Genomic DNA, 22,085 nt, shown 5'->3' with positions numbered 1-22,085 from the left:
GATGCCAGCAGGCCCGGAAGGCAAGCCAAACAAGGCGATACTGATGAACATGCACACGACACCCCAGCGAACATTGGCCGAAACGGCGCTGATCGACGCCTTTGGCGAGCGGCTGTCGCTGCTGCCCGGCGACGGCGCGGTGATGCTGAAGCGCGACGACGCCATCGAGGCGATCAAGGGCGGCCTGCCGACGCGGCGCATCGAATCCTGGCATTATACGGACCTGCGCCGGCTGCTGACCTCGGTGCCGGACTTCGATCCGGCAGCGGTCGCGAAAGCCATTGCGCCGATCGTCGAAGACTCCTCGGTTTTGCCGGTCCTGAACGGGGTTTCGAGCGCGAAACTGCCCGATATCGAAGGCGTCGCCGTACAGCGCCTGTCGGAGAAGCTGACCGACGGCAGCATCGCGCCGGGGTTGGATCCCTATGGCACCGATGACGCGATCGGCGCGCTGAACACCGCCTTTGTCGCCGACGGCTATTTCGTCGACATCGCCGACGGTGCCGAACTGGAAAAGCCGCTTGAGCTGCAGAATTTGCAGGCCGGTGGACAGACGCATGTACGCCTGGCCGTCCGCGTCGGTGCCGGCGCCAAGGCTGTCATCGTCGAGCGCCAGGCGGGCGAGGGGGCGGCGCTGGTCAGCTCGGTCAGCCAGCTTGTGCTTGGCGAGGGCGCCGAAGTGACATGGCTCATCGTGCAGGAGCAGCCGGATACGGCAACACATCTCGCCCAGTTCAAGGCGCATCTCGGCAAGAATTCGAAACTGACGCTGTTCGTCATGAATGCCGGCGGCAAGCTGGTGCGCCAGGAGGTCGTCGTGAGGACGACCGGCGAGGGCGCCGACTTCACGCTGCGCGGCATCAATCTTTTGGCCGGCGACACCCATACCGACGTCACCATGGTGCTCGACCATGCCGTGCCGCACACCGCCTCGACCGAAGTCATCCGCAACGTGGTGACCGGCAAGGCGCGCGGCGTCTTCCAGGGTCGTATCAACGTCCACCAATATGCGCAGAAGACCAACGCCAAGATGGCCTGCAACACGCTGCTGTTGTCGGACGACGGTGAGTTTTCGACCAAGCCGGAGCTTGAAATCTTCGCCGACGACGTCGTTTGCGGCCATGGCGCGACCGTCACCGAGATCGACCACAGCCATCTGTTCTACCTGATGGCGCGCGGCATCGACGAGAAGACCGCGCGCGGCCTGCTGGTCAAGGCCTTCGTCGCCGAAGTGATCGAGGAACTGGACGACGAGGCCATCGTCGAGGCGCTGGAACGACGGCTCGACGATTGGTTTTTGACGCACGGGTAGAATTGGCCGAGGGGTGCTGGACGGAATGAGGCGATGCCTCGAGAGAGCTTGTGATGGACCAGAAAGTCGAAAACATTCCCTACGACGTCGAGGCGATCCGCCGCGACTTCCCGATCCTGTCGCGGCAAGTCTACGGCAAACCGCTGGTCTATCTCGACAATGGCGCCTCGGCGCAGAAGCCGCAGGCTGTGCTCGACGCCATCCAGCACGCCTATTCCCAGGAATACGCCAACGTCCATCGCGGCCTGCATTTCCTGTCGAACGCCGCGACCGACGCCTATGAGAACGCGCGCAAGATAGTACAGAGATTTCTCAACGCGCCGAGCACCGACAACATCGTCTTCACCTCGAACACCACGGCGGCGATCAACACCGTCGCCTATGGCTTCGGCATGCCCAATATCGGCGAAGGCGACGAGATCGTGCTGTCGATCATGGAGCACCACTCCAACATCGTGCCGTGGCATTTCATCCGCGAGCGGCAGGGCGCAAAACTGGTTTGGGTGCCGGTCGACGATCTCGGCGTCTTCCACATCGAGGAATTCGAAAAACGGCTGACCGACCGCACCAAGCTGGTTGCCATTACCCATATGTCAAATGCGCTGGGCACGGTCACGCCGATCAAGGAGATCGTGCGCATTGCGCACGCCCGCGGCATTCCGGTGCTGGTCGACGGCAGCCAGAGCGCCGTGCATATGCCGATCGACGTGCAGGATCTCGACTGCGATTTCTTCGTCTTCACCGGCCACAAGGTCTATGGCCCGTCGGGCATCGGCGTGCTCTACGGCAAGAAGGATATTCTGGAGCGGATGCGCCCGTTCATGGGCGGCGGCGAAATGATCGAGGAGGTGACGCAAGACATCGTCACCTACAACGACCCGCCGCACCGTTTCGAGGCCGGCACGCCGCCGATCGTCCAGGCGATCGGGCTGGGTGCGGCGCTGGAATACATGGAAAAGATCGGACGCGAGCGCATCGCCGCCCATGAGGCCGATCTGAAGGACTATGCGCATGAAAAACTGCGCGCCATCAACTCGCTGCGCATCTTCGGCGATGCGCCTGGCAAGGGCGCCATCATCTCGTTCGAGCTGCAGGGCATCCACGCGCATGATGTGTCGATGGTCATCGACCGGCAGGGCGTGGCGGTGCGCGCCGGCACGCATTGTGCCCAGCCGCTGTTGAAACGCTTCGGCGTAACATCCACATGCAGGGCGTCGTTCGGCATGTACAATACCAGGGCCGAAGTCGATGCTTTGGCCGATGCGCTGGAAAAGGCGCGAAAGTTCTTCGGGTGACGACCATGGATGATGCCAGCCACACCGCCGAGACCAATTCGGAAACGACGACCAATGCGGCGGTTTCCGGATCGACAATCCCCGCCGACGAATTGGCGCGGCTGACAGACGACATCGTCTCGGCGCTGAAGACGGTCTATGACCCCGAAATCCCGGCCGACATCTACGAGCTCGGCCTCGTCTACAAGATCGACATCGAGGACGACCGCTCGGTCAAGATCGACATGACGCTGACCGCGCCGGGCTGCCCGGTGGCCGGTGAAATGCCGGGCTGGGTCGAAAACGCCGTCGGCGCCGTCGAAGGCGTTTCCGGCGTCGAGGTCAACATGACCTTCGACCCGCCTTGGTCGCCCGACCGCATGTCGGAAGAGGCACAGGTAGCGGTGGGGTGGTACTAGCATCCGACCAGCCAAAGGCTGGCGCACTTGCGCCGGGTACAAAACTTCACCATTTTAGGTGAGGAATCATTCGGCAGACCTTGAACCTGCGCGCAATGGAGAAGGAAAGAATGGGACGCTTTGCCGTCATCACGATGACCGAAAAGGCTGCCGACCGGGTGCGCGAGATCGTCGCGACCCGTGAGAATGCGCATGGCATTCGCCTCGGCATCAAGAAGGGCGGCTGCGCCGGCATGGAATATACGGTCGACCTGGTGACCGAGCCCAACACCAAGGACGATCATATCGAGCGCGACGGCGCCCACGTCTATGTCGCGCCTGAGGCAGCGCTTTTCCTGTTCGGCACCGAGATGGATTTCGAGCAGACGACGCTGCGCACCGGCTTCACCTTCCGCAACCCGAACCAGAGCTCGGCCTGCGGCTGCGGCGAATCGGTCGAATTGAAGCCCGCCGATCTGAAGGCACTGGCCGAGGCGCGCGCTTCGGCCTAAGGCTTTTCCTTCGCCGTTCCCGGCGGCAATCGCATACGGGGAGGCCCCCTCATCCGGCCCTTCGGGCCACCTTCTCCCCGATGGGGAGAAGAGGCTGGCGCCAGCGCTGGCGACTTCCTCTCCCCTCGGGGAGAGGTCGGATTGCCCCGAATTTCCCTTGGCAATTAGGTTGGGAATCCGGGGGGGGGGGGGGGTGCCCATACGCGATAGCGAACGGGGAGAAGAAACGCTAATCCACCCACATCCCGGTTCGTTTGTGCCAGTCGGCGATCGACTCTTCCGGGTAGACATCGAAGACCTTGTCGCCCTTGCCGATATCGGGCTCGACCCAGTTCGCCTTGTATTTCAGCATCAGATGCACCTTCTCCGGCGGCTTCGGCAGGTTTGTGTCGATTGCCGAGGCAAACGGATGCACCAGCTCCGGCCAGGTTGGATCGTAGAGCCAGAGTGCCGTCCCGCATTTCGTGCAGAAGTTCCGTTCGCCCGTCGAGATCTCGCGTTGCGGGTGCTCGTCGTCCTCGATCTCGGCCCGGTAGACGCCGAGATGGCGCTTGCCCTCGATTTTCAGCGTCTCGTAATCGGCGCCGAGATTGATGGCGAAACCGCCGCCGCCCTGCTGCTTGCGGCAGATCGAGCAGTAGCACAGCATGAACGGCACCGGCGTGTGGCTTTCCACCTCGAAACGCACGGCATTGCACCGGCAGGACCCTTTGAGCAGAAGCGGCATGAAAAACTCCGATGAAACTGATTCTGAACTTGTCAGGATGGTGCCGGTAGCGGCGATGACAAGGGGAAATCCCGGTGACATGATCGCGCCATGGACAACGAGCGCATAGAAGAGCTTTTCGAAGGCCTCGGCCCGGTCAGCATCCGCAAGCTGTTCGGCGGCAAGGGCATCTATTTCGATGGCGTCATCGTCGCCATTGTCATCCGTGGCGAATTGATGCTGAAGGCCGACGCCGAAAGCGCCCCGGATTTCGAAGCGGCCGGCTGCCGGCAATGGACCTATACCGGCTCGCGCCACGGAAAGCTGGTGTCGATGCCCTATTGGAGCGTTCCCGACAGCGCTTTCGACGACCCCGACGAGATGGCGATCTGGGCGCGCCGCGCCTACGAGGCAGGACGGCGCGCCGGCAAATAGGCTGCGTCATGCTTCGGCAATTCTGGGCCGCATTTCACGCCAGGTCCCGCGCCTCGGGCACGAGCGCCAGCGCCTCGGCAAAGCCGGCGCTGGTGAAGGCGGCGCTCTCGACGGCGAGCATAGATACGGCAACGCCTTCGCACAGTGCCGCGCGCAGCGTCAGGCCGCGCAGCAGGGCGGCGATCGTCGCGCCGGCCAATGCGTCGCCGGCGCCGGCAGCATCGGTCCGCTTTTGGAGCGGCGGTGGCAGGATCGAGAACGCGCCCAATTTGTCGAAACCGAGCACCGGTCCGTCGCCAGCGGTGATCACGCCGCTTTTCAGGCCCGCGCGTCTCAGGCCGTCGACGATGCCTTGGTCGTCAGCATCGATGTCGACGCCGGCGAGCACGCCAGCCTCGTGCCGGTTCATGAAGGCGAGTGCCAGAAGATCAAGCACCGGCGTCAGCCGCGCCGCTTTGCTGGGCGAGACGGCAAGCGCAAACACCGGCTTGCCGGCGGCGAGTGCCGCCAGCCGCGCCACTGCGGAAGACGGCAGGTTGGCGTCGCACAGCACCGCGTCGGCCGAACCGATCGCGTCTCGCACCTTGGCGCGGCGGATCTGCTTGGGAAGCGCCAGCTCGTAGAGCACCATGTCGGCAAGGCCGGCGATCAGCCCGCCGTCGCTATCGACCAGCATCGTATGGCTTGGCGTCGCGCGGTCGAGGAACACCGCCGACAAATCGGCAATGCCGGCGTCGGTGACGGCGCGTAAAACCGTGTCGCCCAGGGCATCGCCGCCGCGCACCGAAAGCAGCGAGGCCGAGACGCCGCGCCGCACCGCACAGCGCAAGGCGTTGAAGGCGGCGCCGCCGACATGCTCGCGCATCGTGCCGGGGTTGGAAGCGGCCGGCACGAAGGCGCCGGCAACCCGGCCGCGCCGCTCGATATAGGCGCCACCCACGGCCAGGATCGTCGGGGATTTCATCATGCCGGCAAAATGCCCTTTGCTGTTGCCCGGGAGGAGACTAGGTCGCCGGGCGGAACCCTGCAATCGCGGGTGCGATTCGGATGGTGACGGCAACGGCGCCGCATGCGAGGCGGGATACGTCCGGAAGCAAAATTGTGAAACAAAAATAGAACAAATATGGATATCCGTTATTTTTCAAACCCTTGGGGCTCATTGACAAATGAGAACAAACGAGGTACATTCTTTTAAGGATTGCGGGATTGTCCGGCCTCCATTGACGACCACGGGGTGATGTATCATGGCTCAGAATTCTTTGCGGCTTGTAGAGGACAAAGCGGTGGACAAATCAAAGGCTCTGGATGCGGCGCTGTCGCAAATCGAGCGTGCCTTCGGCAAGGGTTCGATCATGCGGCTCGGCGCGAACGAGCAGGTCGTCGAGATCGAAACGGTGCCGACCGGCTCGCTTGGGTTGGACATCGCGCTTGGCGTCGGCGGCCTGCCGCGCGGCCGCATCGTCGAGATCTACGGACCGGAAAGCTCGGGCAAGACGACGCTGGCGCTGCACACGGTGGCCGAAGCCCAGAAGAAGGGCGGCATCTGCGCCTTTGTCGATGCCGAGCATGCGCTCGATCCGGTCTATGCCCGCAAGCTCGGCGTCGATCTCGAAAACCTGCTGATCTCGCAGCCCGATACCGGCGAACAGGCGCTGGAGATCTGCGACACGCTGGTGCGCTCCGGCGCCATCGACGTGCTGGTGGTCGATTCGGTGGCGGCGCTGACGCCGCGGGCCGAAATCGAAGGCGAGATGGGCGATTCGCTGCCCGGCCTGCAGGCCCGCCTGATGAGCCAGGCACTGCGCAAGCTCACCGCCTCGATCTCGCGCTCCAACACCATGGTCATCTTCATCAACCAGATCCGCATGAAGATCGGCGTCATGTTTGGTTCGCCCGAGACGACGACCGGCGGCAACGCGCTGAAATTCTATGCCTCGGTCCGCCTCGACATCCGCCGCATCGGCTCGGTCAAGGATCGCGACGAGGTCGTCGGCAACCAGACCCGCGTCAAGGTCGTCAAGAACAAGCTGGCGCCGCCCTTCAAGGTGGTCGAGTTCGACATCATGTATGGCGAGGGCGTCTCCAAGACCGGCGAGCTGGTCGATCTCGGCGTCAAGGCTGGCGTGGTCGAAAAGTCGGGCGCCTGGTTCTCCTATAATTCGCAGCGTCTCGGCCAGGGCCGCGAAAACGCAAAACTGTTCCTGCGCGACAATCCCGACACGGCGCGCGAGATCGAATTGGCGCTGAGGCAGAATGCCGGATTGATCGCCGAGAAATTCCTTGAGAACGGCGGCTCCGAAAGCAGCGACGACGGTTTCGAGGACGACGCCGGGGCGATGTAGGAAAAGCGACGCCTCCCGGAGCGTCAGCCAGGTTTGGATTTGATGTTTTGATTTTGAGTTTGCGTAATCGGTACATTTTGAACCGCCGGCCCCGTGCCGGCGGTTGGCGTTTGACGGCGAGTCAGACGCATTTCAAAGCGCCGGTGAAAGCCGGGATTTGAGCCCATTTGGTGTTTCTGGACAGGCTGCGGTGCGACCGCTAAAAGGCCATGTCTATTTTCCGCCGGCAGCCGGCGGTTCTCTCGAAAAGGCAGTATTCATGAGTGGCGTCAACGAGATCCGGTCGGCATTTCTCGACTATTTTCGCAAGGAAGGTCACGAGGTCGTCGCGTCGAGCCCGCTGGTGCCGCGCAACGACCCGACGCTGATGTTCACCAATGCCGGCATGGTGCAGTTCAAGAACGTTTTCACCGGTCTGGAGAAGCGGCCCTATTCGCGTGCGACGACTGCCCAGAAGAGTGTTCGTGCCGGCGGCAAGCACAACGACCTCGACAATGTCGGCTACACCGCGCGACACCTGACCTTCTTCGAGATGCTCGGCAATTTCTCCTTCGGCGATTATTTCAAGGAGCGCGCCATAGAGCTTGCCTGGAACCTGATCACCAGGGAGTTCGGGCTGAAGAAGGACAAGCTGCTGGTCACCGTCTATCACAACGACGACGAGGCCGCCTCCTACTGGAAGAAGATCGCCGGTCTTTCCGACGATCGCATCATCCGCATCGCGACCTCGGACAATTTCTGGGCAATGGGCGACACCGGACCTTGCGGGCCGTGTTCGGAGATATTCATCGACCGTGGCGAGCACATCTGGGGTGGCCCTCCCGGCAGTCCCGAGGAGGATGGCGACCGTTTCCTCGAATTCTGGAACCTGGTGTTCATGCAGTATGAACAGGTGACGAAGGACGAGCGCGTCGACCTGCCGCGTCCGTCGATCGACACGGGCATGGGCCTCGAGCGCATGGCCTCCATCCTGCAAGGGGTTGAAAGCGTCTTCGAGACCGACCTGTTCCGCCACCTGATCGACGCTGCGTCGTCGGCGCTTGGCCGCGGTCCGGATGCGGACACCGTCGCATCGTTCCGCGTCATCGCCGACCACTTGCGTTCGTCCTGCTTCCTGGTCGCCGACGGTGTGCTGCCGTCCAACGAAGGGCGGGGCTACGTGCTTCGTCGCATCATGCGCCGCGCCATGCGCCACGCGCAGTTGCTCGGCTCGAATGAGCCGCTGATGTGGAAGCTGGTGCCGGCGCTGGTCCGCGAGATGAGCCAAGCCTACCCGGAACTGGTGCGCGGCGAGCAGATGATCACCGAGACGCTGAAGCTTGAGGAAACTCGTTTCCGCAAGACGCTGGTGCGAGGCTTGGGCTTGCTTTCGGAGGCGACGGAAAAGTTGGTCTCCGGCGACATGCTGGATGGCGAGACAGCGTTCAAGCTCTACGACACCTATGGCTTTCCGCTCGATCTGACGCAGGACGCGCTGCGCCAGCGCAACATCTCGGTCAACCTTGCCGGCTTCACCGAGGCGATGGAGCGGCAGAAGGCGGAGGCGCGCAAAAGCTGGGCTGGTTCCGGTGAGGCCGCAACCGAAACGGTATGGTTCGCGGTGCGTGAGGAGAACGGCGCCACCGAATTCCTGGGCTATGAGACCGAGCAGGCGGAAGGCCTCGTCCAGGCGCTGGTCAGGGACGGCAAGACCGTCGACAGTGCCGGCAAAGGCGACGCCGTTGCCGTGGTTGTCAACCAGACGCCGTTCTATGGCGAGTCCGGTGGCCAGATGGGCGATACCGGCGTCATTTCAGGCGACGGGTTCTCGATCGAGATATCCGATACGCAGAAGAAGGCCGATGGGCTTTTCGTCCATGTCGGCAAGGTGGCCAACGGCACGGTCAAGACGGGCGCGACCGTCGAGCTGAGGGTGGACCACGCGCGCCGCTCCAGGCTGCGCGCGAACCATTCCGCCACGCATCTGATCCATGAGGCGCTGCGCGAGGTGCTGGGTACCCATGTGGCGCAGAAGGGCTCACTGGTCGCGCCCGAGCGTCTGCGCTTCGACATCTCCCACAACAAGCCGATCTCGCCGGACGAGCTCGAAGAGGTCGAGCGCATGGCAAACGAAATCGTCGTTCAGAATAGCCCTGTAACCACGCGCCTGATGTCGGTCGACGACGCCATTGCCGAAGGCGCCATGGCGCTGTTTGGCGAGAAATATGGCGATGAGGTGCGCGTCGTTTCGATGGGCACAGGCCTGCATGGCGCCAAGGCCAACCGGCCCTATTCGGTCGAGCTATGCGGCGGCACCCATGTCAGGGCGACCGGCGATATCGGCCTGGTGCGCATCGTGTCCGACAGCGCGGTCGCTGCCGGCGTGCGCCGCATCGAGGCGTTGACCGGCGAGGCGGCCAGAAAGCATCTCGACGAGCAGGACAAGCGGCTGAAGGCGGCCGCCGCCGCGCTGAAGATTTCGCCGGCCGATGTGCCGGCCCGCGTCGAGGCACTGCTCGACGAGCGCAAGAAGCTCGAAAAGGAGCTGACCGAGGCGCGCAAGAAACTGGCGCTCGGCGATCGCTCGCCAGCCGGTGTGCCTGCGGAAAACGAAACGATTGCCGGTGTCGGTTTTCTCGGCAAGGCGGTATCGGGCGTCTCGCCAAAGGATTTGAAGCCGCTGGCCGATGCCGGCAAGAAGTCGCTCGGCTCCGGCGTCGTCGTCTTTGTCGGCGCCGGCGAGGACAACAAGGCGAGCGTCGTCGTCGCGGTCACCGATGATCTGACCGGCCGCTTCAGCGCAATCGATCTGGTGCGCGTCGCGTCCGCGGCCTTGGGCGGGCAGGGCGGCGGCGGTCGACCCGATATGGCCCAGGCCGGCGGCCCGGACGGCTCGAAGGCCGAAGACGCGATCGCTGCGGTGAAAGCGGCTCTCGAGGCGGCGTGAACCTGCACCGGGGGCGGGCACGGCCGAAATGGCGCGCCGCCCAGCGGACATCCTTGAGGGCCTGATATGCCGACGCTGACGATGTATCAGGTCGACGCCTTTGCCGAACAGGCCTTCCAGGGCAACCCTGCCGCCGTTCTCCTTTTGGAGGAGCGGCTGCCGGAGCAGGTAATGCAGGCCATCGCCAACGAAAACAATCTTGCCGAAACGGCGTTTGTGCGGGCGAATGGCAAAGGTTGGGATTTGCGCTGGTTCACGCCGGTCCATGAAGTCGACTTCTGCGGCCATGCCACTCTTGCGGCCGCCCATGTGCTGACCACGGAATACAGTGGTCAGGGCGAAATGGCCTTCGCCACCCGGGTGGGCGAGTTGCGGGTTTCCCAGCGGGAAGGGGCCTATCAGCTCGATCTGCCTTGTTTTCCGCCGCAGCCCGTCGAGGAAGAGCTGAAGTCGGCGCTGCAAGCGATATTGTCTCAGCGGACGGTTGCGGGCTTCCGCAATTTCGAGAACCTGTTTGTCGAGCTTGCCGACGAGACAAGCGTGCGATCTTTCGTTCCCGATCTGCTCAGGATCGGACGTTTTCATCCTCTCGGCTTGGTCATTACCGCGCCTGGGCAGGCCCATGATTTCGTCTCGCGTTATTTCGTGCCCGGAGCAGGCATTCCCGAGGATCCGGTAACCGGCTCCATTCATGCGACGCTGGTGCCTTACTGGGCTGAAAAACTCGGCAAGACGCATCTGTCGGCATTCCAATGCTCGCAACGCGGCGGGCACTTGCTATGCGAGCTGGCCGGAGATCGCGTGCTGATCACAGGCCGTGCGAAGACCTTTATGAAGGCGGAGATCTACCTTCCCGATTGAGCGGTATTTCGCAGTGGGTCGCCTTCGGCGAAGCTGCCGATCTCCCCCCTTGCGGGGGAGATGCCCGGCAGGGCAGAGGGGGGTGCTGTCCCTCCGACTGCCAGCCCAATCGGAGCCACGTTCTCAGGCCGTTCCCAATTGGAAAGGATCAGTCGAAGGTTAGCGATCCTTCACACCCCCTCTGTCCTGCCGGACATCTCCCCCGCAAGGGGGAGATTGGATGTCACTTCGGCTTTCGCTAATCACCAGAAGGCCTATTGCCGAATGCTTGTCTCCTCACTCTGCCTTTTCGGTCTTCGCAAAACCCGCACGCGCCGCGATGCGCACATACCAATCCTGGATATCGGCAAACTCCGCCAGCAGTTTTCGCCCCTCGGCGACCTTGACGAAATAGCCGATGATCGGTGCGGCGTGCAGGTCGGCCAGCGTCAGTTCCGTCCCCAACAGCCAAGGCCCTTCGGCTTTCAGCGAAGACAGCGCCTGCAATGCCGTTCTCGCCTGCCTCAACCCGTTGGCGATCACGGCTTCGTCGGGCGGCGTTTTTTCCAGCCGCTCGACGGCGACATCCCAGACCATGGCCCTGTAGGCGTAGGCGTCGAGCAGGCCGGTGATCTGGTTCATGCGTGATCGAGGCCGGGCTTCGACCGGTTGCAGCGCCGGGCCGTCAAAGGCTTCGTCGACATAACGGGCAATCGCGCCGGTCTCGTAGAGGCGAAAGCCGTCATGCTCGAAGGCTGGGATGCGGCCGAACGGCTGGTGCTCGAAGTACCAGCCGGGAATGCCGTCCGCCGCAAAGATGTCGACGGGCACCAGCTCGTAGCCGACGCCCTTTTCCTCGAGCACCAGCCGCACGATGCGCACATAGACGCTGTAGTCCGCGCCGTAGACGACGGGCTTGTCCATGTCGGAGGAGCTCAGGCCATCGCCTTCTGCAAATTCTCGTCGATCTTGTCGAGGAAGCCGGTGGTCGAAAGCCATGGCTGGTCGGGACCGATCAGCAGCGACAGGTCCTTGGTCATGAAGCCGGACTCGACCGTCTGGATGCAGACCCGTTCCAGCGTCTCGGCAAAACGCTTCAGTTCGGCATTGTCGTCGAGCTTGGCGCGGTGGGCGAGGCCGCGCGTCCAGGCAAAGATCGAGGCGATCGAATTGGTCGAGGTCTCCTCGCCCTTCTGGTGCTGGCGATAGTGGCGGGTGACGGTGCCGTGCGCGGCCTCCGCCTCGACGGTCTTGCCGTCCGGCGTCATCAGCACCGAGGTCATCAGGCCGAGCGAGCCGAAGCCTTGCGCCACCGTGTCCGACTGCACGTCGCCATCATAATTCTTGCAAGCCCAGACATAGCCGCCCGACCATTTCAGGCTGGAGGCCACCATGTCGTCGATCAGCCGGTGCTCGTACCAGAGTTTCTTGGCCTTGAACTCGGCTTCGAACTCCGCTTCGTAGACCTCCTGGAAGATATCCTTGAAGCGGCCGTCATAGGCCTTGAGGATGGTGTTCTTGGTCGACAGGTAGACGGGGTAATTGCGCAGCAGGCCGTAATTCAGCGAGGCGCGGGCGAATTCGCGGATCGACTCGTCGAGATTGTACATGGCCATGGCGACACCGGCGCCGGGTGCGTCGAAGACGTCGTGCTCGATCACCTGGCCGTCCTCGCCGACGAACTTGATCGTCAGCTTGCCCTTACCGGGAAAGCGGAAGTCGGTGGCGCGGTACTGGTCGCCGAAGGCGTGGCGGCCGACGATGATCGGCTTGGTCCAGCCGGGCACCAGCCGCGGCACGTTCTTCATAATGATCGGCTCGCGAAAGATGGTGCCGCCGAGGATGTTGCGGATGGTGCCGTTCGGCGACTTCCACATCTTCTTCAGCTTGAATTCCTCGACGCGCTGCTCGTCGGGCGTGATCGTCGCGCATTTCACGCCGACGCCGTATTTCTTGATGGCATTGGCCGAATCGATGGTCACCTGGTCGTTGGTGGCGTCGCGGTGCTCGATACCGAGATCGTAATATTCGAGCTTGAGGTCGAGATAAGGGTGGATCAGCTTGTCCTTGATGAACTGCCAGATGATGCGGGTCATCTCGTCGCCGTCGAGTTCGACGACCGGGTTCGCCACCTTGATCTTCGCCATGGAAAGAATGCCTCGCTTTTGGGGAACGGAACGGCCTTGCCCGCACGGCTGCCGGCCCTGAGATGCGGCCCGTATATCAAAGGCTTTTTGGCCGCGCAAACGGCGAACCGCGCCGTAGTGCCGGCATTCTTTGCGAAAGCTTCATTTTCGCCGCCAAATGTGGCAGGGGACTGCCAAATGCCGCAAACAGCAGTTCATTGACAACCATGACCGCCACCCAGGATCCCGACAACCCTCTTGCCTCCGGAACGCCTGCGTCCGGACCGGCGATCATCCTGGTCGAGCCACAGCTCGGCGAGAACATCGGCATGGTTGCACGCGCCATGGCCAATTTCGGCCTTGCCGAACTGCGCCTCGTCAATCCGCGTGACGGCTGGCCGAGCGAGAAGGCGCGTGCCGCGGCAAGCCGCGCCGACCATGTCATCGATGCCGTCGAGGTGTTCGACGACCTGGCCTCGGCAGTCGCCGACTTGAACTTCGTCTTCGCCACCACGGCGCGCGCGCGCGACAATTTCAAACCGGTGCGCGGCCCGGTCGAGGCGGGCAGGGCGCTGCGCGCGCGGCAGCGGGCCGGCCAGCGCACCGGCATCCTGTTCGGCCGCGAGCGCTTCGGCCTCTATAATGACGAGGTCGGCCTTGCCGACGAGATCATCACCTTCCCCGTCGATCCAGCCTTCTCCTCGCTCAACATCGCCCAGGCGGCCCTGCTGATGTCCTATGAATGGATGAAGTCCGGCCTGGAAGACGAGACCAGGACCAACTTCTCCGGTCCCGAAATGCCGCCAGCTGCCAAGGAAGAATTGCACGCCCTGTTTGCGTATCTGGAAGGTGCACTGGAGGCGCGCGGCTATTTCCGCCCGGCACCGAAGAAGCCGAAGATGGTCGACAATTTGCGCGCAGTGCTGACCCGCCCCGGTTTTGCCGAGCCGGAGCTCAAGGTGCTACGCGGTATTATATCATCGCTGGACAGGTTCTCGCCGGCCATGCCACGCGGCGACGGATCGCCCGGCGACGATCCAAGGCGGCTCCCGGCGGCCGCGGCACGCGCCGGAAAGGCGAAGGACAAAGACTAGCCTTCGAGTTACCCATATCTCACCAGTAACCGAATGTTATTTGATGTGATCCATTGTCTGGAAAACGATGGATCCTCGGATGTTTAGCTCGGATATCGGTCGTCCTCGCTTTTTCTTCTATTCGGCGGCCTTGCTGGTTGCGGAAATCGTGACCTTTGTGCTGTGCGTCGTGCTGACCATCGGCATCGAGGGTTTGGCCAATTCGAAGCCCGGACCTTCCAGGGAAGGGCTGGCCGCGGCCGTTCTCGTCGCCTCGCTGGTGATTGTTCTGTTCCGCGCGAATTTCGCCTGGCGTCGAAGCCGCGATGCGCAAGGGTCCGGTTGGATCCTTTGGTCGTATATCGTGTTCTCGACCCTGTTTGCGATTCTGCAGGCCGGCACTGTTCTTGTCGTAGAGTTCGACGGCGACGAGTCGCATTCCGGCCCTAACCTGCTGGGATTAGCTCTCATCGGGCTGTGGGCGGTCATCTTGGCGGCCAAGCCGGCGGGCGGTAGCTCTTCGGATATGGCGTCATCCCTGAGTTTCGACGATTTCGACCCGCCCGGGCCGCTGCGCGGCGCCGCGGCGCCCCATTCAGAGTCGGCCGCCGGCGTGGCGGCCCTGGCTCCGGCCTATGCCATGCGGGCCGCACCGGTGCCGTCGAACCACCCTGCATCTCACCCTGCATCTCCGGCGAACGGCCGGCCGCGGGCCGGCGGCTTCGGCAAGCGGGGCCTTGTGTGACCGTCTCGCCGCATCAAGGCCATGATGGTTCCAGATAGAAGCGGCCGGGATAAAGCATCATTGGCCGAAGCAAAAAGCATGGGCCGAACCTTCTCTCGTGATCTCGTTTGTGATTCCCAGGCCTTAGTGACTCAATGATAATGACCAGTCCATCGAGTGCCCGTCCGATCCTGATGTTCGATTCCGGCATTGGCGGCCTCACTGTGCTGCGTGAGGCGCGCGTCCTGATGCCTGACCGCCGCTTCATCTATGTCGCCGACGACGCGGCGTTCCCCTTCGGCGCCTGGGAGGAGCCGGCGCTGAGAACACACATCCTAGAGTTGTTCGCCAGGCTGCTCGAACGGTTTTCGCCGGCTATTTCGGTCATCGCCTGCAACACCGCCTCGACGCTGGTCATCGATGCGTTGCGCGAGAGGTTTCCCGGCCACCCTTTCGTCGGCACCGTGCCGGCCATCAAGCCAGCGGCGGAACGCACGCGCTCAGGCCTAGTTTCGGTGCTGGCTACGCCCGGCACCGTCAAGCGCCAGTACACGCGCGACCTGATCAGCAAATGGGCGCAGAAATGCCATGTCCGCCTGGTCGGCAGCGACAAGCTGGCGGGATTGGCCGAAGCCTATATGCGCGATGGTTTTGTCGACGAGGACGCCGTGCGCGCCGAGATCGCGCCGTGCTTCGTCGAGCATGACGGGTTACGCACCGACATCGTCGTGCTTGCCTGCACCCATTATCCGTTTTTGGCCAACCGCATGCGCAAGACAGCACCTTGGCCGGTCGACTGGCTCGACCCGGCCGAGGCGATCGCACGCCGCGCGCTGTCGCTGCTCGCCGATACCGAGGCCCGTTATCGCAGAGAGGTACTGCCGGAAGGCGCCGATTTTGCCGTCTTCACCTCGAACGAGGCCGATTTTCCGACGCGCCGGCTGATGCAGGGATTTGGCCTGGCGGTATCCTGACCCCAGGCACTTTGGTGCTCCGGGAACATCAGCCCAGGGCGATGCGTTCTTTTCTCATTGAGGAACAGGAGAAACGATCATGCCAGCCACCTCGAAAGCCCAACAGAAAGCCGCCGGTGCTGCACTGTCCGCCAAGCGTGGCGAGACCAAGAAGAGCGAGCTCAAAGGCGCGTCGAAGGGAATGTATAAATCCATGAGCGAAAAACAGCTCGAGGAATTCGCCGAGACCAAGCGCAAGGGCCTGCCGGAAAAGAAATCGAAACACTGATCGACTGACCATTCTGGCGGCGGATGCCGGTCGATAAAAAGCCCGCGGCTGAGCCGCGGGCACTGAAGTCTCAACGGGCAAGGGCGAAAATTACCAGTTCCAGCCCCAACCGCAGCGCCGCACTTTGTAGCGGATGACCTTGCGATGACCGTGCCGCCACACCACCTTCTTCTTGACCACGATGCGGCAGACCTGGTGATGCCTGTGGCCATGCCAATGCCGGGCCTGCGCCGGCTCGGGCGCGACCGCCATCGTGCCGGCCATCACCGCGGCTCCTACCAACGTAAGGAAGAACTTCTTCATGCGAATTCCAGCTCCTCTGACTTCAGTCCCTTCCTGATGCCGCTGGCGCAACCTCCCGCCACATCCGGCACGTTCTACAACCGCAACACTATCCGGTTCGGCGATCCGCGCCAGCCGGAAGCTTGACAGCGGTTAAATCTCCGTTTAACCAGCCCACCAACACCGGGCCGCAATGCCCGGTGGTTTTCTTTATGTGTGCAAGACGTTTGGGAAGCCGATTTTACTTTCCTTATGTCTTGTTTGAAATGACGTGTCCCGTGGGTTTTCCGTCGCGGTTGCGTGGAAAACCCTGTCAGGTCTCGAAAACGGAGGCCAGAGGAGGGCGCGTTTCCTTCACCCGGACCATGAGGTTCCGGGTGCGTTGTTTTGAAAGGGAATGCGATGAGCAAGCGCGAATCCGCGAAGTACAAGATAGACCGCCGTCTTGGCGAAAACATCTGGGGCCGCCCGAAGTCCCCGGTCAACAAGCGTGAATACGGCCCCGGCCAGCATGGCCAGCGCCGCAAGGGCAAGCTTTCCGATTTCGGCCTGCAGCTGCGCGCCAAGCAGAAGCTGAAGGGCCACTATGGCGACGTTTCGGAAAAGCAGTTCCGCAAGGTCTATGAAGAGGCGGACCGCCGCAAGGGCGACACCTCGGAGAACCTGATCGGCCTGCTCGAATCGCGCCTCGACGCAGTCGTCTACCGCGCCAAGTTCGTACCGACCATCTTTGCGGCGCGCCAGTTCGTCAATCACGGCCACGTCAACGTCAACGGCAAGCGCGTCAACATCGGCTCGTACCGCTGCAAGCCGGGCGACGTCATCGAAGTGCGCGAGAAGTCGAAGCAGCTGGTCATCGTGCTGGAATCGGTGGGCCTGGCCGAGCGCGACGTGCCCGATTACATCGAGGCCGACCACAACAAGATGACCGCGGCCTTCACGCGCATCCCCGGCCTGGCCGACGTTCCGTTTGCCGTGCAGATGGAACCGAATCTGGTCGTCGAATTCTATTCGCGCTGATCGGCGCGTTCGTACGCGATACAAGCGAAGGCCGCCCGTCGGGGCGGCCTTTTCTTTTTTCGTTCCTTTTCCGCGGCGTGATTCCGAAATCGATTTCGATTTTCGATCCGATGCGCTACTGCGGGCGGCAACAGGACTTTAGGGCCGACGCGCCGTGAACATGCAGCCAGACGCCGAAACGCTCGAACCGGTCGCCGACGCCGAAGGCGGCTTTCATCCGCTGTTTGCCGATGTGCCGTCCTCCGTCGAGTTCAACAAGCTGCGCAAGCGGCTGCTGCGGCTTGCCCGCCAGGCGATCGACGATTTCTCAATGGTGAGGCCCGGCGACCGCTGGCTGGTCGCTCTGTCGGGCGGCAAGGATTCCTACGGCCTGCTTGCCGTGCTGCTCGATCTCAAATGGCGCGGGCTGCTGCCGATCGAGCTGTTGGCCTGCAATCTCGACCAGGGCCAGCCGAACTTTCCCAAGCACATATTGCCCGACTATCTCGACAGCCATGCCATTCCGCATCGCATCGAATATCAGGACACCTATTCTGTGGTCATCGACAAGCTGGCCGAGGGCAGCACCTATTGCTCGCTGTGTTCGCGGCTGCGGCGCGGCCATCTCTATCGCATTGCCCGCGAGGAGGGCTGCTCGGCGCTGGTGCTCGGCCATCACCGCGAAGACATTCTGGAAACCTTCTTCATGAACCTGTTCCATGGCGGACGCCTCGCCGCCATGCCGCCGAAGCTGCTCAACGACGAAGGCGACGTCATGGTGCTGCGGCCGCTCGCCTATTGTGCGGAAGCCGATCTCGAGAAATTCGCCGGCGCCATGAAATTCCCGATAATTCCGTGCGATCTGTGCGGTAGCCAGGAAGGCCTGCAGCGCAACGCCATGAAAGCGATGCTCGACGACATCGAGAAGCGCATGCCCGGCCGCAAGGACACCATGATCCGTGCCATGGCCAATGTGCGGCGCTCGCATCTGCTCGACAGGACGCTGTTCGATTTCGCCGCCCTCAACGATGCTCTTAACGCAAAGCAAGACGGTCCCCATGACATTTGACGACAGCGCGATCGACTGGCTTGCCGACCTTCTGTCGGACGCTGCCGTCGCAGAGATCATGCCGCGCTTTCGCCGGTTGAGTGAGGGCGACGTGCGTCGCAAGACCTCGGCCGCCGATCTTGTGACCGAGGCCGACGTGAATGCCGAGCGGCTCATCACCGCCAGGCTGCTTCAGCGTTATCCCAAGGCGATGATCGTCGGCGAGGAGGCCTGCTCCGACGACCCGACGCTGCTCGACGGTCTCGGCGATGCCGAACTCGCCTTCGTCGTCGACCCGGTCGACGGCACCTTCAACTTCGCCTCCGGCGTGCCGCTGTTCGGCGTCATGCTTGGCGTCGTGGTCAAGGGCGAGACGGTCGCCGGCATCATCCACGATCCCGTCGGCAAGGACTGGCTGGTCGGCGTCAGCGGCGCCGGCAGTCATATTCGGCACGCGCATGGCAATTTCGAAAAAGTCCATGTCGCCAAACCGGCGCCGATATCGGAAATGACTGGAGCGGTCTCGTGGCACTATCTACCCGAGCCGGACCGCTCACGCCTGGCGCGCAATCAGACCAAGTCGCTGTCGCAGTTCAACTATCGCTGCGCAGCCCACGAATACCGCCTGCTGGCCAGCGGCCACGGCCATTTCGTCGTCTATAACAAGCTGATGCCGTGGGACCATCTGGCCGGCGTACTGATCCATGCCGAGGCCGGCGGTTATGCCGCGCGCTTCGACGGCAGCGCCTATCTGCCGTCACATGTCGGAGGTGGCCTGCTGGTCGCGCCGGACAGGGAAAGCTGGCGGGAGCTGCGCCGCGAGCTTTGGGCGGAATAGTTTTATCCGCCAGCGCGTAAAACTAGACCGGCGGGTTTTGCGGCTGGAACAGCCTGCCGCGCTCGGCGATGAGAATCATCAGCAGCGCCGCCACCGACACGCTGCAGAACCCGGCGGCCAGCGGCGTTACCGTACCGTTGAAGGCCTGGCCGATCAGCGTGCCGAGGATGCCGCCAAGAAATGTCTGCATGAACCCGAGAATCGACGAGGCGGTGCCGGCCAGGTGACCGAGCGGCTCCATGGCGAGCGCGTTGAAGTTCGCGCCGAGCGCGCCGAACGGTACCATGGCGCAGGCAAAGAAAGTAATGAAGAGCCAGAGCGGCATCTTCATTTCGATGGAAACGACCAGCCAGGCAAGGCTGATGGCCAGAAACAGCAGCAGCGCGCTTTGCGACAGACGGCGCATGCCGATGCGGCCGACGAGGCGCGAGTTGAGGTAGTTGGAAAAAGCAAGCACGCCGGCAACCCCCGCGAAGATGACCGGGAACATCTCGCCGACATCGAACACGCTGACATAGATCTGCTGGGCCGAGGCGATGAAGCCGAACATGGCGCCGAAGATGAAGGTGCTGGCGAAGGCGTAGCAGAGCGCGATGCGGTTGGTGAGAACGATGCGGAAGCCGCCGATGATGGAGGACAGCGTCAGCGGCCGGCGATATTCTGGATGTAGTGTCTCGGGCAGGCGCAACAGCGACCAGGCGGACACGATCAGCGCGCCGGCCGCCATGGTGACGAAGATCACGTGCCAGGTCGCAAACAGCATGATGAATTGGCCGATACCGGGTGCCACCACCGGAATTGCCATGAACACCATGAAGATCAAGGACATGACTTCGGCCATGCGCCTTCCGTCGAACGTATCGCGCACGATCGAGACGGCAATGACGCGCGTCGCCGCCGCGCCGATGCCTTGCACGGCCCGGCATAGCAGAAGCGTGGCGAATGACGGGGCGACTGCAGCAGCGCCCGCCGCCGCAACATAGATCACCAGCCCGGCAACCAGCGGAGCGCGGCGCCCGAAGCGGTCCGAGACGGGCCCGAAGAACAGTTGCCCACCGCCGAAGCCCAGTATGTAGGCGGTGATCACATATTGCCGGTGGTTTTCATTTTCGACGCCGAGCGAGGCGCCGATCTGCTGCAGCGCCGGCAACATGATGTCGATGGCCAGCGAATTGAGCGCCATCAGCGCCGCGCATAGCGCGATGAATTCCCAGCGCGGAATAGGCAAGGTGCTTGCCTTTTGCTGCGCTTGTGCTTGCTGATCCACGGCCAGTCCGATCTTCAAACGAAAATGCGCCGGCGTGCCGACGCATCCATTCGTTCATCGCCCCGATAGCGGGCACAACTTTTTGCCAAGGTGCCCCGGCGCTAAGCGCATGACCCCGACAATCGCAGTCGATCTTCGGAGAGCCATACGCAAAACAGAAGTCAGGCGGCGCCTTTGACGCTGACGCCCTTTTCGACGAGGAAGGTCTGCAATTCGCCCGCCTGGAACATCTCGCGGATGATGTCGCAGCCGCCGACGAATTCGCCCTTGACGTAGAGCTGCGGGATGGTCGGCCAGTTGGAATAGTCCTTGATGCCTTGCCGTAGCTCGGCCGACGTCAGCACGTCGACACCCTTATAGTCGGCGCCGATATAGTCGAGGATCTGCACGACCTGACCGGAAAATCCGCATTGCGGGAAGCCGGGCGTGCCTTTCATGAAGAGAACAACGTCGTTGCCCTTCACTTCATTGTCGATGTAGTCGTTGATGCCGCTCATGGAATACCCTTTCATGCCTGTGGGAGTCAGGCTCGAACATTACCCTTCAAATAAACCCATGGGTTGCGCGAAACAAGATGTTTGCCGCCTTGCCATGCAAATGGCGCAAAGGAACGTCTGATCTTGTGCCAAGCCGTTGGCCACCATCTTTCCCGAGGCGCGATGAAAAGACGATATCTCGCCGGGTTCCTCCTCGCCGTTCTGCTCGCCGCACTGGCCTTGATTTGGTGGGCCAGGTCGCCGAGACAGCCACCCCTCGTCGTCGGCGGTGAATTGCCGGCGCCGTGCCGCGACGCGAGCTTCGAGGCGGCCGCCTACGTCGTCTGCGAAATCGATCTGCGCCGCTATGACATCGGTGTGTTCCACGTAGGCCTCGACGGCAAGGCCTTCGGTTCCCTGGACAAATTCGACAAGGCGATGGCGGATCAGGGCCGGCCGGTGCTGCTCGCCATGAACGCCGGCATGTATCACCAAGATCTGACCCCAGTCGGCCTTCTCGTCGAAGACGGCCGGGAGAAGGCGCCGCTCAACGTCGCCGACAGCGAAGGCAATTTCTTCCTGAAACCGAATGGCGTATTCGTGGTCCGCAAGGACGGCAAGGCGGCGGTCATGGAGACAAGTGCCTATGCCGCGGCCAGGCCGGACGTGATGGTCGCCACGCAATCCGGCCCGATGCTGGTGATCGACGGCCGGCTTCATCCCCGTTTCGAGCAGGACGGCACATCGCGCTATATCCGCAACGGCGTCGGCGTGCTTGACGAAAACACCGTCGTGCTGGCGATCTCGCGCTCTCAAGTCAGCCTCGGCAGCTTCGCACGGCTGTTTCGAGATGCGCTCAATTGCCCCAATGCGCTTTTCTTCGACGGGGTCGTGTCGGCGCTGTCGAATGGCGAGCGGATGATTGTTGGTGGAAACTATCCGGCCGGGCCGATCATTGCCGTGACCGGCAAGGCGCTTGCGAGCCGGTAACTGGACGGGAGTTTAGTCCGGCACGCTGGTCTGCAGGGCAAGCGCGTGAAGCACGCCGCCCATGTTGCCCTTCAGCGCGTCATAGACCATCTGGTGCTGCTGGACGCGGCTTTTGCCGCGAAAACTTTCGGCCACCACCTCCGCCGCATAATGGTCGCCATCGCCGGCCAGGTCGCGAATCGTCACCTTGGCGTCCGGAATGCCTTCCTTGATCAGCCGTTCGATGTCGTGGGCGTCCATTGCCATGCGAGGATTCCTTGTTCAGGTCGTGAACT

At 62.6% G+C, this 22,085-nt stretch carries 24 protein-coding genes; 16 read left to right on the top strand and 8 right to left on the bottom strand.

The genetic code is table 11. The annotated features are described in order from the left end of the window. The first annotated feature begins 43 nt into the window (after nt 1-43). The 4 genes from sufD (at nt 44) to sufA (ending at nt 3,496) form a co-directional block, all read left to right on the top strand. Nucleotides 44-1,312, top strand: coding sequence for a Fe-S cluster assembly protein SufD (gene sufD, locus NKH01_RS23695; RefSeq protein WP_352481178.1), 1,269 nt, complete (start codon nt 44-46; stop codon nt 1,310-1,312). Between the two features lie 53 nt (nt 1,313-1,365). Beyond that, on the top strand, nt 1,366-2,607 hold the full coding sequence (locus tag NKH01_RS23690) for a cysteine desulfurase (protein ID WP_352495793.1): 1,242 nt from the start codon (nt 1,366-1,368) through the stop codon (nt 2,605-2,607). Nucleotides 2,608-2,612: 5 nt separating this feature from the next. Continuing rightward, entirely contained in the window at nt 2,613-3,005 is a 393-nt protein-coding gene (locus tag NKH01_RS23685) for an SUF system Fe-S cluster assembly protein (protein ID WP_023717362.1), read from the top strand. Nucleotides 3,006-3,115: 110 nt separating this feature from the next. Continuing rightward, the gene (gene sufA / locus NKH01_RS23680; RefSeq protein ID WP_006206001.1) at nt 3,116-3,496 is read left to right on the top strand and encodes a Fe-S cluster assembly scaffold SufA; all 381 of its coding nucleotides are present in this window, start codon (nt 3,116-3,118) and stop codon (nt 3,494-3,496) included. Nucleotides 3,497-3,725: 229 nt separating this feature from the next. Here the strand turns inward: sufA and NKH01_RS23675 are convergent, their stop codons facing one another. Beyond that, complete coding sequence (locus tag NKH01_RS23675) at nt 3,726-4,223, bottom strand: GFA family protein (RefSeq protein ID WP_023717363.1); 498 nt, start codon at nt 4,221-4,223, stop codon at nt 3,726-3,728. Between the two features lie 90 nt (nt 4,224-4,313). Here NKH01_RS23675 and NKH01_RS23670 point away from each other — a divergent pair, with 90 nt between their 5' ends. Continuing rightward, nucleotides 4,314-4,637 carry a TfoX/Sxy family protein gene (locus NKH01_RS23670; protein WP_023717364.1) on the top strand — a complete coding sequence of 108 codons (324 nt, stop codon included), beginning with the start codon at nt 4,314-4,316 and terminating at the stop codon, nt 4,635-4,637. A gap of 34 nt (nt 4,638-4,671) precedes the next feature. Here the strand turns inward: NKH01_RS23670 and NKH01_RS23665 are convergent, their stop codons facing one another. Next, complete coding sequence (locus NKH01_RS23665) at nt 4,672-5,604, bottom strand: PfkB family carbohydrate kinase (RefSeq protein WP_353022688.1); 933 nt, start codon at nt 5,602-5,604, stop codon at nt 4,672-4,674. A gap of 277 nt (nt 5,605-5,881) precedes the next feature. On the opposite strand from NKH01_RS23665, the gene recA reads away from it, so the two are divergent. From recA to NKH01_RS23650, 3 genes are all read left to right on the top strand, one after another. Further along, the gene (gene recA / locus NKH01_RS23660; protein ID WP_023717366.1) at nt 5,882-6,979 is read left to right on the top strand and encodes a recombinase RecA; all 1,098 of its coding nucleotides are present in this window, start codon (nt 5,882-5,884) and stop codon (nt 6,977-6,979) included. 259 nt (nt 6,980-7,238) lie between these two features. Next, nucleotides 7,239-9,905 (top strand): alanine--tRNA ligase, encoded by a 2,667-nt coding sequence (gene alaS, locus NKH01_RS23655; RefSeq protein ID WP_353022701.1) that lies wholly within the window; start codon nt 7,239-7,241, stop codon nt 9,903-9,905. A 66-nt stretch (nt 9,906-9,971) separates the two neighbouring features. Beyond that, nucleotides 9,972-10,766 carry a PhzF family phenazine biosynthesis protein gene (locus NKH01_RS23650; RefSeq protein WP_353022687.1) on the top strand — a complete coding sequence of 265 codons (795 nt, stop codon included), beginning with the start codon at nt 9,972-9,974 and terminating at the stop codon, nt 10,764-10,766. 276 nt (nt 10,767-11,042) lie between these two features. On the opposite strand, the gene NKH01_RS23645 is transcribed toward NKH01_RS23650, so the two are convergent. Continuing rightward, on the bottom strand, nt 11,043-11,669 hold the full coding sequence (locus NKH01_RS23645; protein WP_023717369.1) for a glutathione S-transferase family protein: 627 nt from the start codon (nt 11,667-11,669) through the stop codon (nt 11,043-11,045). Nucleotides 11,670-11,680: 11 nt separating this feature from the next. Beyond that, nucleotides 11,681-12,892, bottom strand: coding sequence for an NADP-dependent isocitrate dehydrogenase (locus NKH01_RS23640; protein ID WP_023717370.1), 1,212 nt, complete (start codon nt 12,890-12,892; stop codon nt 11,681-11,683). A gap of 206 nt (nt 12,893-13,098) precedes the next feature. Here NKH01_RS23640 and NKH01_RS23635 point away from each other — a divergent pair, with 206 nt between their 5' ends. The 4 genes from NKH01_RS23635 to NKH01_RS23620 all read left to right on the top strand — a co-directional run bounded on the left by NKH01_RS23635 (nt 13,099) and on the right by NKH01_RS23620 (nt 15,910). After that, nucleotides 13,099-13,965, top strand: a complete 867-nt coding sequence (locus NKH01_RS23635) for an RNA methyltransferase (RefSeq protein WP_023717371.1) — start codon at nt 13,099-13,101, stop codon at nt 13,963-13,965. A gap of 67 nt (nt 13,966-14,032) precedes the next feature. Further along, nucleotides 14,033-14,689, top strand: a complete 657-nt coding sequence (locus tag NKH01_RS23630) for a DUF805 domain-containing protein (RefSeq protein ID WP_353022685.1) — start codon at nt 14,033-14,035, stop codon at nt 14,687-14,689. 140 nt (nt 14,690-14,829) lie between these two features. Further along, a complete protein-coding gene (gene murI / locus NKH01_RS23625; RefSeq protein ID WP_023717373.1) occupies nt 14,830-15,642 on the top strand; it encodes a glutamate racemase in 813 nt (270 codons plus the stop codon). Between the two features lie 79 nt (nt 15,643-15,721). Further along, entirely contained in the window at nt 15,722-15,910 is a 189-nt protein-coding gene (locus NKH01_RS23620) for a DUF3008 family protein (protein ID WP_023717374.1), read from the top strand. 90 nt (nt 15,911-16,000) lie between these two features. Here NKH01_RS23620 and NKH01_RS23615 read toward each other — a convergent pair whose 3' ends face one another. Continuing rightward, nucleotides 16,001-16,213, bottom strand: coding sequence for a hypothetical protein (locus tag NKH01_RS23615; RefSeq protein ID WP_023674706.1), 213 nt, complete (start codon nt 16,211-16,213; stop codon nt 16,001-16,003). Between the two features lie 381 nt (nt 16,214-16,594). Between NKH01_RS23615 and rpsD the strand changes: the two genes are divergently transcribed. The 3 genes from rpsD to NKH01_RS23600 all read left to right on the top strand — a co-directional run bounded on the left by rpsD (nt 16,595) and on the right by NKH01_RS23600 (nt 19,077). Continuing rightward, the gene (rpsD, locus tag NKH01_RS23610) at nt 16,595-17,212 is read left to right on the top strand and encodes a 30S ribosomal protein S4 (protein WP_023717376.1); all 618 of its coding nucleotides are present in this window, start codon (nt 16,595-16,597) and stop codon (nt 17,210-17,212) included. A gap of 154 nt (nt 17,213-17,366) precedes the next feature. Further along, nucleotides 17,367-18,260: a tRNA 2-thiocytidine(32) synthetase TtcA gene (gene ttcA, locus NKH01_RS23605; RefSeq protein ID WP_352641108.1), complete on the top strand. Its 894-nt coding sequence runs from the start codon at nt 17,367-17,369 to the stop codon at nt 18,258-18,260. After that, nucleotides 18,250-19,077: an inositol monophosphatase family protein gene (locus NKH01_RS23600; protein WP_023717378.1), complete on the top strand. Its 828-nt coding sequence runs from the start codon at nt 18,250-18,252 to the stop codon at nt 19,075-19,077. The genes ttcA and NKH01_RS23600 overlap by 11 nt, the downstream gene beginning before the upstream one ends. 22 nt (nt 19,078-19,099) lie before the next feature. Here NKH01_RS23600 and NKH01_RS23595 read toward each other — a convergent pair whose 3' ends face one another. Together NKH01_RS23595 and grxD are read right to left on the bottom strand one after the other, a co-directional pair. Next, entirely contained in the window at nt 19,100-20,299 is a 1,200-nt protein-coding gene (locus NKH01_RS23595) for a multidrug effflux MFS transporter (protein ID WP_031193515.1), read from the bottom strand. 206 nt (nt 20,300-20,505) lie between these two features. Continuing rightward, the gene (gene grxD, locus NKH01_RS23590; protein WP_023674712.1) at nt 20,506-20,841 is read right to left on the bottom strand and encodes a Grx4 family monothiol glutaredoxin; all 336 of its coding nucleotides are present in this window, start codon (nt 20,839-20,841) and stop codon (nt 20,506-20,508) included. A gap of 162 nt (nt 20,842-21,003) precedes the next feature. On the opposite strand from grxD, the gene NKH01_RS23585 reads away from it, so the two are divergent. After that, a complete protein-coding gene (locus NKH01_RS23585) occupies nt 21,004-21,810 on the top strand; it encodes a phosphodiester glycosidase family protein (protein ID WP_353022680.1) in 807 nt (268 codons plus the stop codon). A gap of 12 nt (nt 21,811-21,822) precedes the next feature. Here NKH01_RS23585 and NKH01_RS23580 read toward each other — a convergent pair whose 3' ends face one another. After that, complete coding sequence (locus tag NKH01_RS23580) at nt 21,823-22,056, bottom strand: BolA/IbaG family iron-sulfur metabolism protein (protein WP_023674714.1); 234 nt, start codon at nt 22,054-22,056, stop codon at nt 21,823-21,825. Between the last annotated feature and the right edge of the window lie 29 nt (nt 22,057-22,085).

It is taken from the genome of Mesorhizobium sp. M1403, assembly GCF_040317695.1.
Lineage (GTDB): Bacteria > Pseudomonadota > Alphaproteobacteria > Rhizobiales > Rhizobiaceae > Mesorhizobium.
The sequence above is the reverse complement of the archived record's forward strand: the minus strand, read 5'-3'. Positions and strand labels throughout refer to the sequence as shown.

What these genes read in the sequence shown, in the direction of transcription:
- sufA (WP_006206001.1), top strand. Translation starts at nt 3,116, where the DNA reads ATGGGACGCTTTGCCGTCATCACGATGACCGAAAAGGCTGCCGACCGG.
- NKH01_RS23640 (WP_023717370.1), bottom strand. Translation starts at nt 12,892, where the DNA reads ATGGCGAAGATCAAGGTGGCGAACCCGGTCGTCGAACTCGACGGCGAC.
- NKH01_RS23665 (WP_353022688.1), bottom strand. Translation starts at nt 5,604, where the DNA reads ATGATGAAATCCCCGACGATCCTGGCCGTGGGTGGCGCCTATATCGAG.
- rpsD (WP_023717376.1), top strand. Translation starts at nt 16,595, where the DNA reads ATGAGCAAGCGCGAATCCGCGAAGTACAAGATAGACCGCCGTCTTGGC.
- NKH01_RS23685 (WP_023717362.1), top strand. Translation starts at nt 2,613, where the DNA reads ATGGATGATGCCAGCCACACCGCCGAGACCAATTCGGAAACGACGACC.
- NKH01_RS23635 (WP_023717371.1), top strand. Translation starts at nt 13,099, where the DNA reads ATGACCGCCACCCAGGATCCCGACAACCCTCTTGCCTCCGGAACGCCT.
- NKH01_RS23670 (WP_023717364.1), top strand. Translation starts at nt 4,314, where the DNA reads ATGGACAACGAGCGCATAGAAGAGCTTTTCGAAGGCCTCGGCCCGGTC.
- NKH01_RS23585 (WP_353022680.1), top strand. Translation starts at nt 21,004, where the DNA reads ATGAAAAGACGATATCTCGCCGGGTTCCTCCTCGCCGTTCTGCTCGCC.
- NKH01_RS23675 (WP_023717363.1), bottom strand. Translation starts at nt 4,223, where the DNA reads ATGCCGCTTCTGCTCAAAGGGTCCTGCCGGTGCAATGCCGTGCGTTTC.
- NKH01_RS23600 (WP_023717378.1), top strand. Translation starts at nt 18,250, where the DNA reads ATGACATTTGACGACAGCGCGATCGACTGGCTTGCCGACCTTCTGTCG.
- recA (WP_023717366.1), top strand. Translation starts at nt 5,882, where the DNA reads ATGGCTCAGAATTCTTTGCGGCTTGTAGAGGACAAAGCGGTGGACAAA.
- NKH01_RS23630 (WP_353022685.1), top strand. Translation starts at nt 14,033, where the DNA reads ATGGATCCTCGGATGTTTAGCTCGGATATCGGTCGTCCTCGCTTTTTC.
- grxD (WP_023674712.1), bottom strand. Translation starts at nt 20,841, where the DNA reads ATGAGCGGCATCAACGACTACATCGACAATGAAGTGAAGGGCAACGAC.
- NKH01_RS23650 (WP_353022687.1), top strand. Translation starts at nt 9,972, where the DNA reads ATGCCGACGCTGACGATGTATCAGGTCGACGCCTTTGCCGAACAGGCC.
- NKH01_RS23615 (WP_023674706.1), bottom strand. Translation starts at nt 16,213, where the DNA reads ATGAAGAAGTTCTTCCTTACGTTGGTAGGAGCCGCGGTGATGGCCGGC.
- NKH01_RS23690 (WP_352495793.1), top strand. Translation starts at nt 1,366, where the DNA reads ATGGACCAGAAAGTCGAAAACATTCCCTACGACGTCGAGGCGATCCGC.
- NKH01_RS23620 (WP_023717374.1), top strand. Translation starts at nt 15,722, where the DNA reads ATGCCAGCCACCTCGAAAGCCCAACAGAAAGCCGCCGGTGCTGCACTG.
- alaS (WP_353022701.1), top strand. Translation starts at nt 7,239, where the DNA reads ATGAGTGGCGTCAACGAGATCCGGTCGGCATTTCTCGACTATTTTCGC.
- NKH01_RS23645 (WP_023717369.1), bottom strand. Translation starts at nt 11,669, where the DNA reads ATGGACAAGCCCGTCGTCTACGGCGCGGACTACAGCGTCTATGTGCGC.
- sufD (WP_352481178.1), top strand. Translation starts at nt 44, where the DNA reads ATGAACATGCACACGACACCCCAGCGAACATTGGCCGAAACGGCGCTG.
- murI (WP_023717373.1), top strand. Translation starts at nt 14,830, where the DNA reads ATGACCAGTCCATCGAGTGCCCGTCCGATCCTGATGTTCGATTCCGGC.
- NKH01_RS23580 (WP_023674714.1), bottom strand. Translation starts at nt 22,056, where the DNA reads ATGGCAATGGACGCCCACGACATCGAACGGCTGATCAAGGAAGGCATT.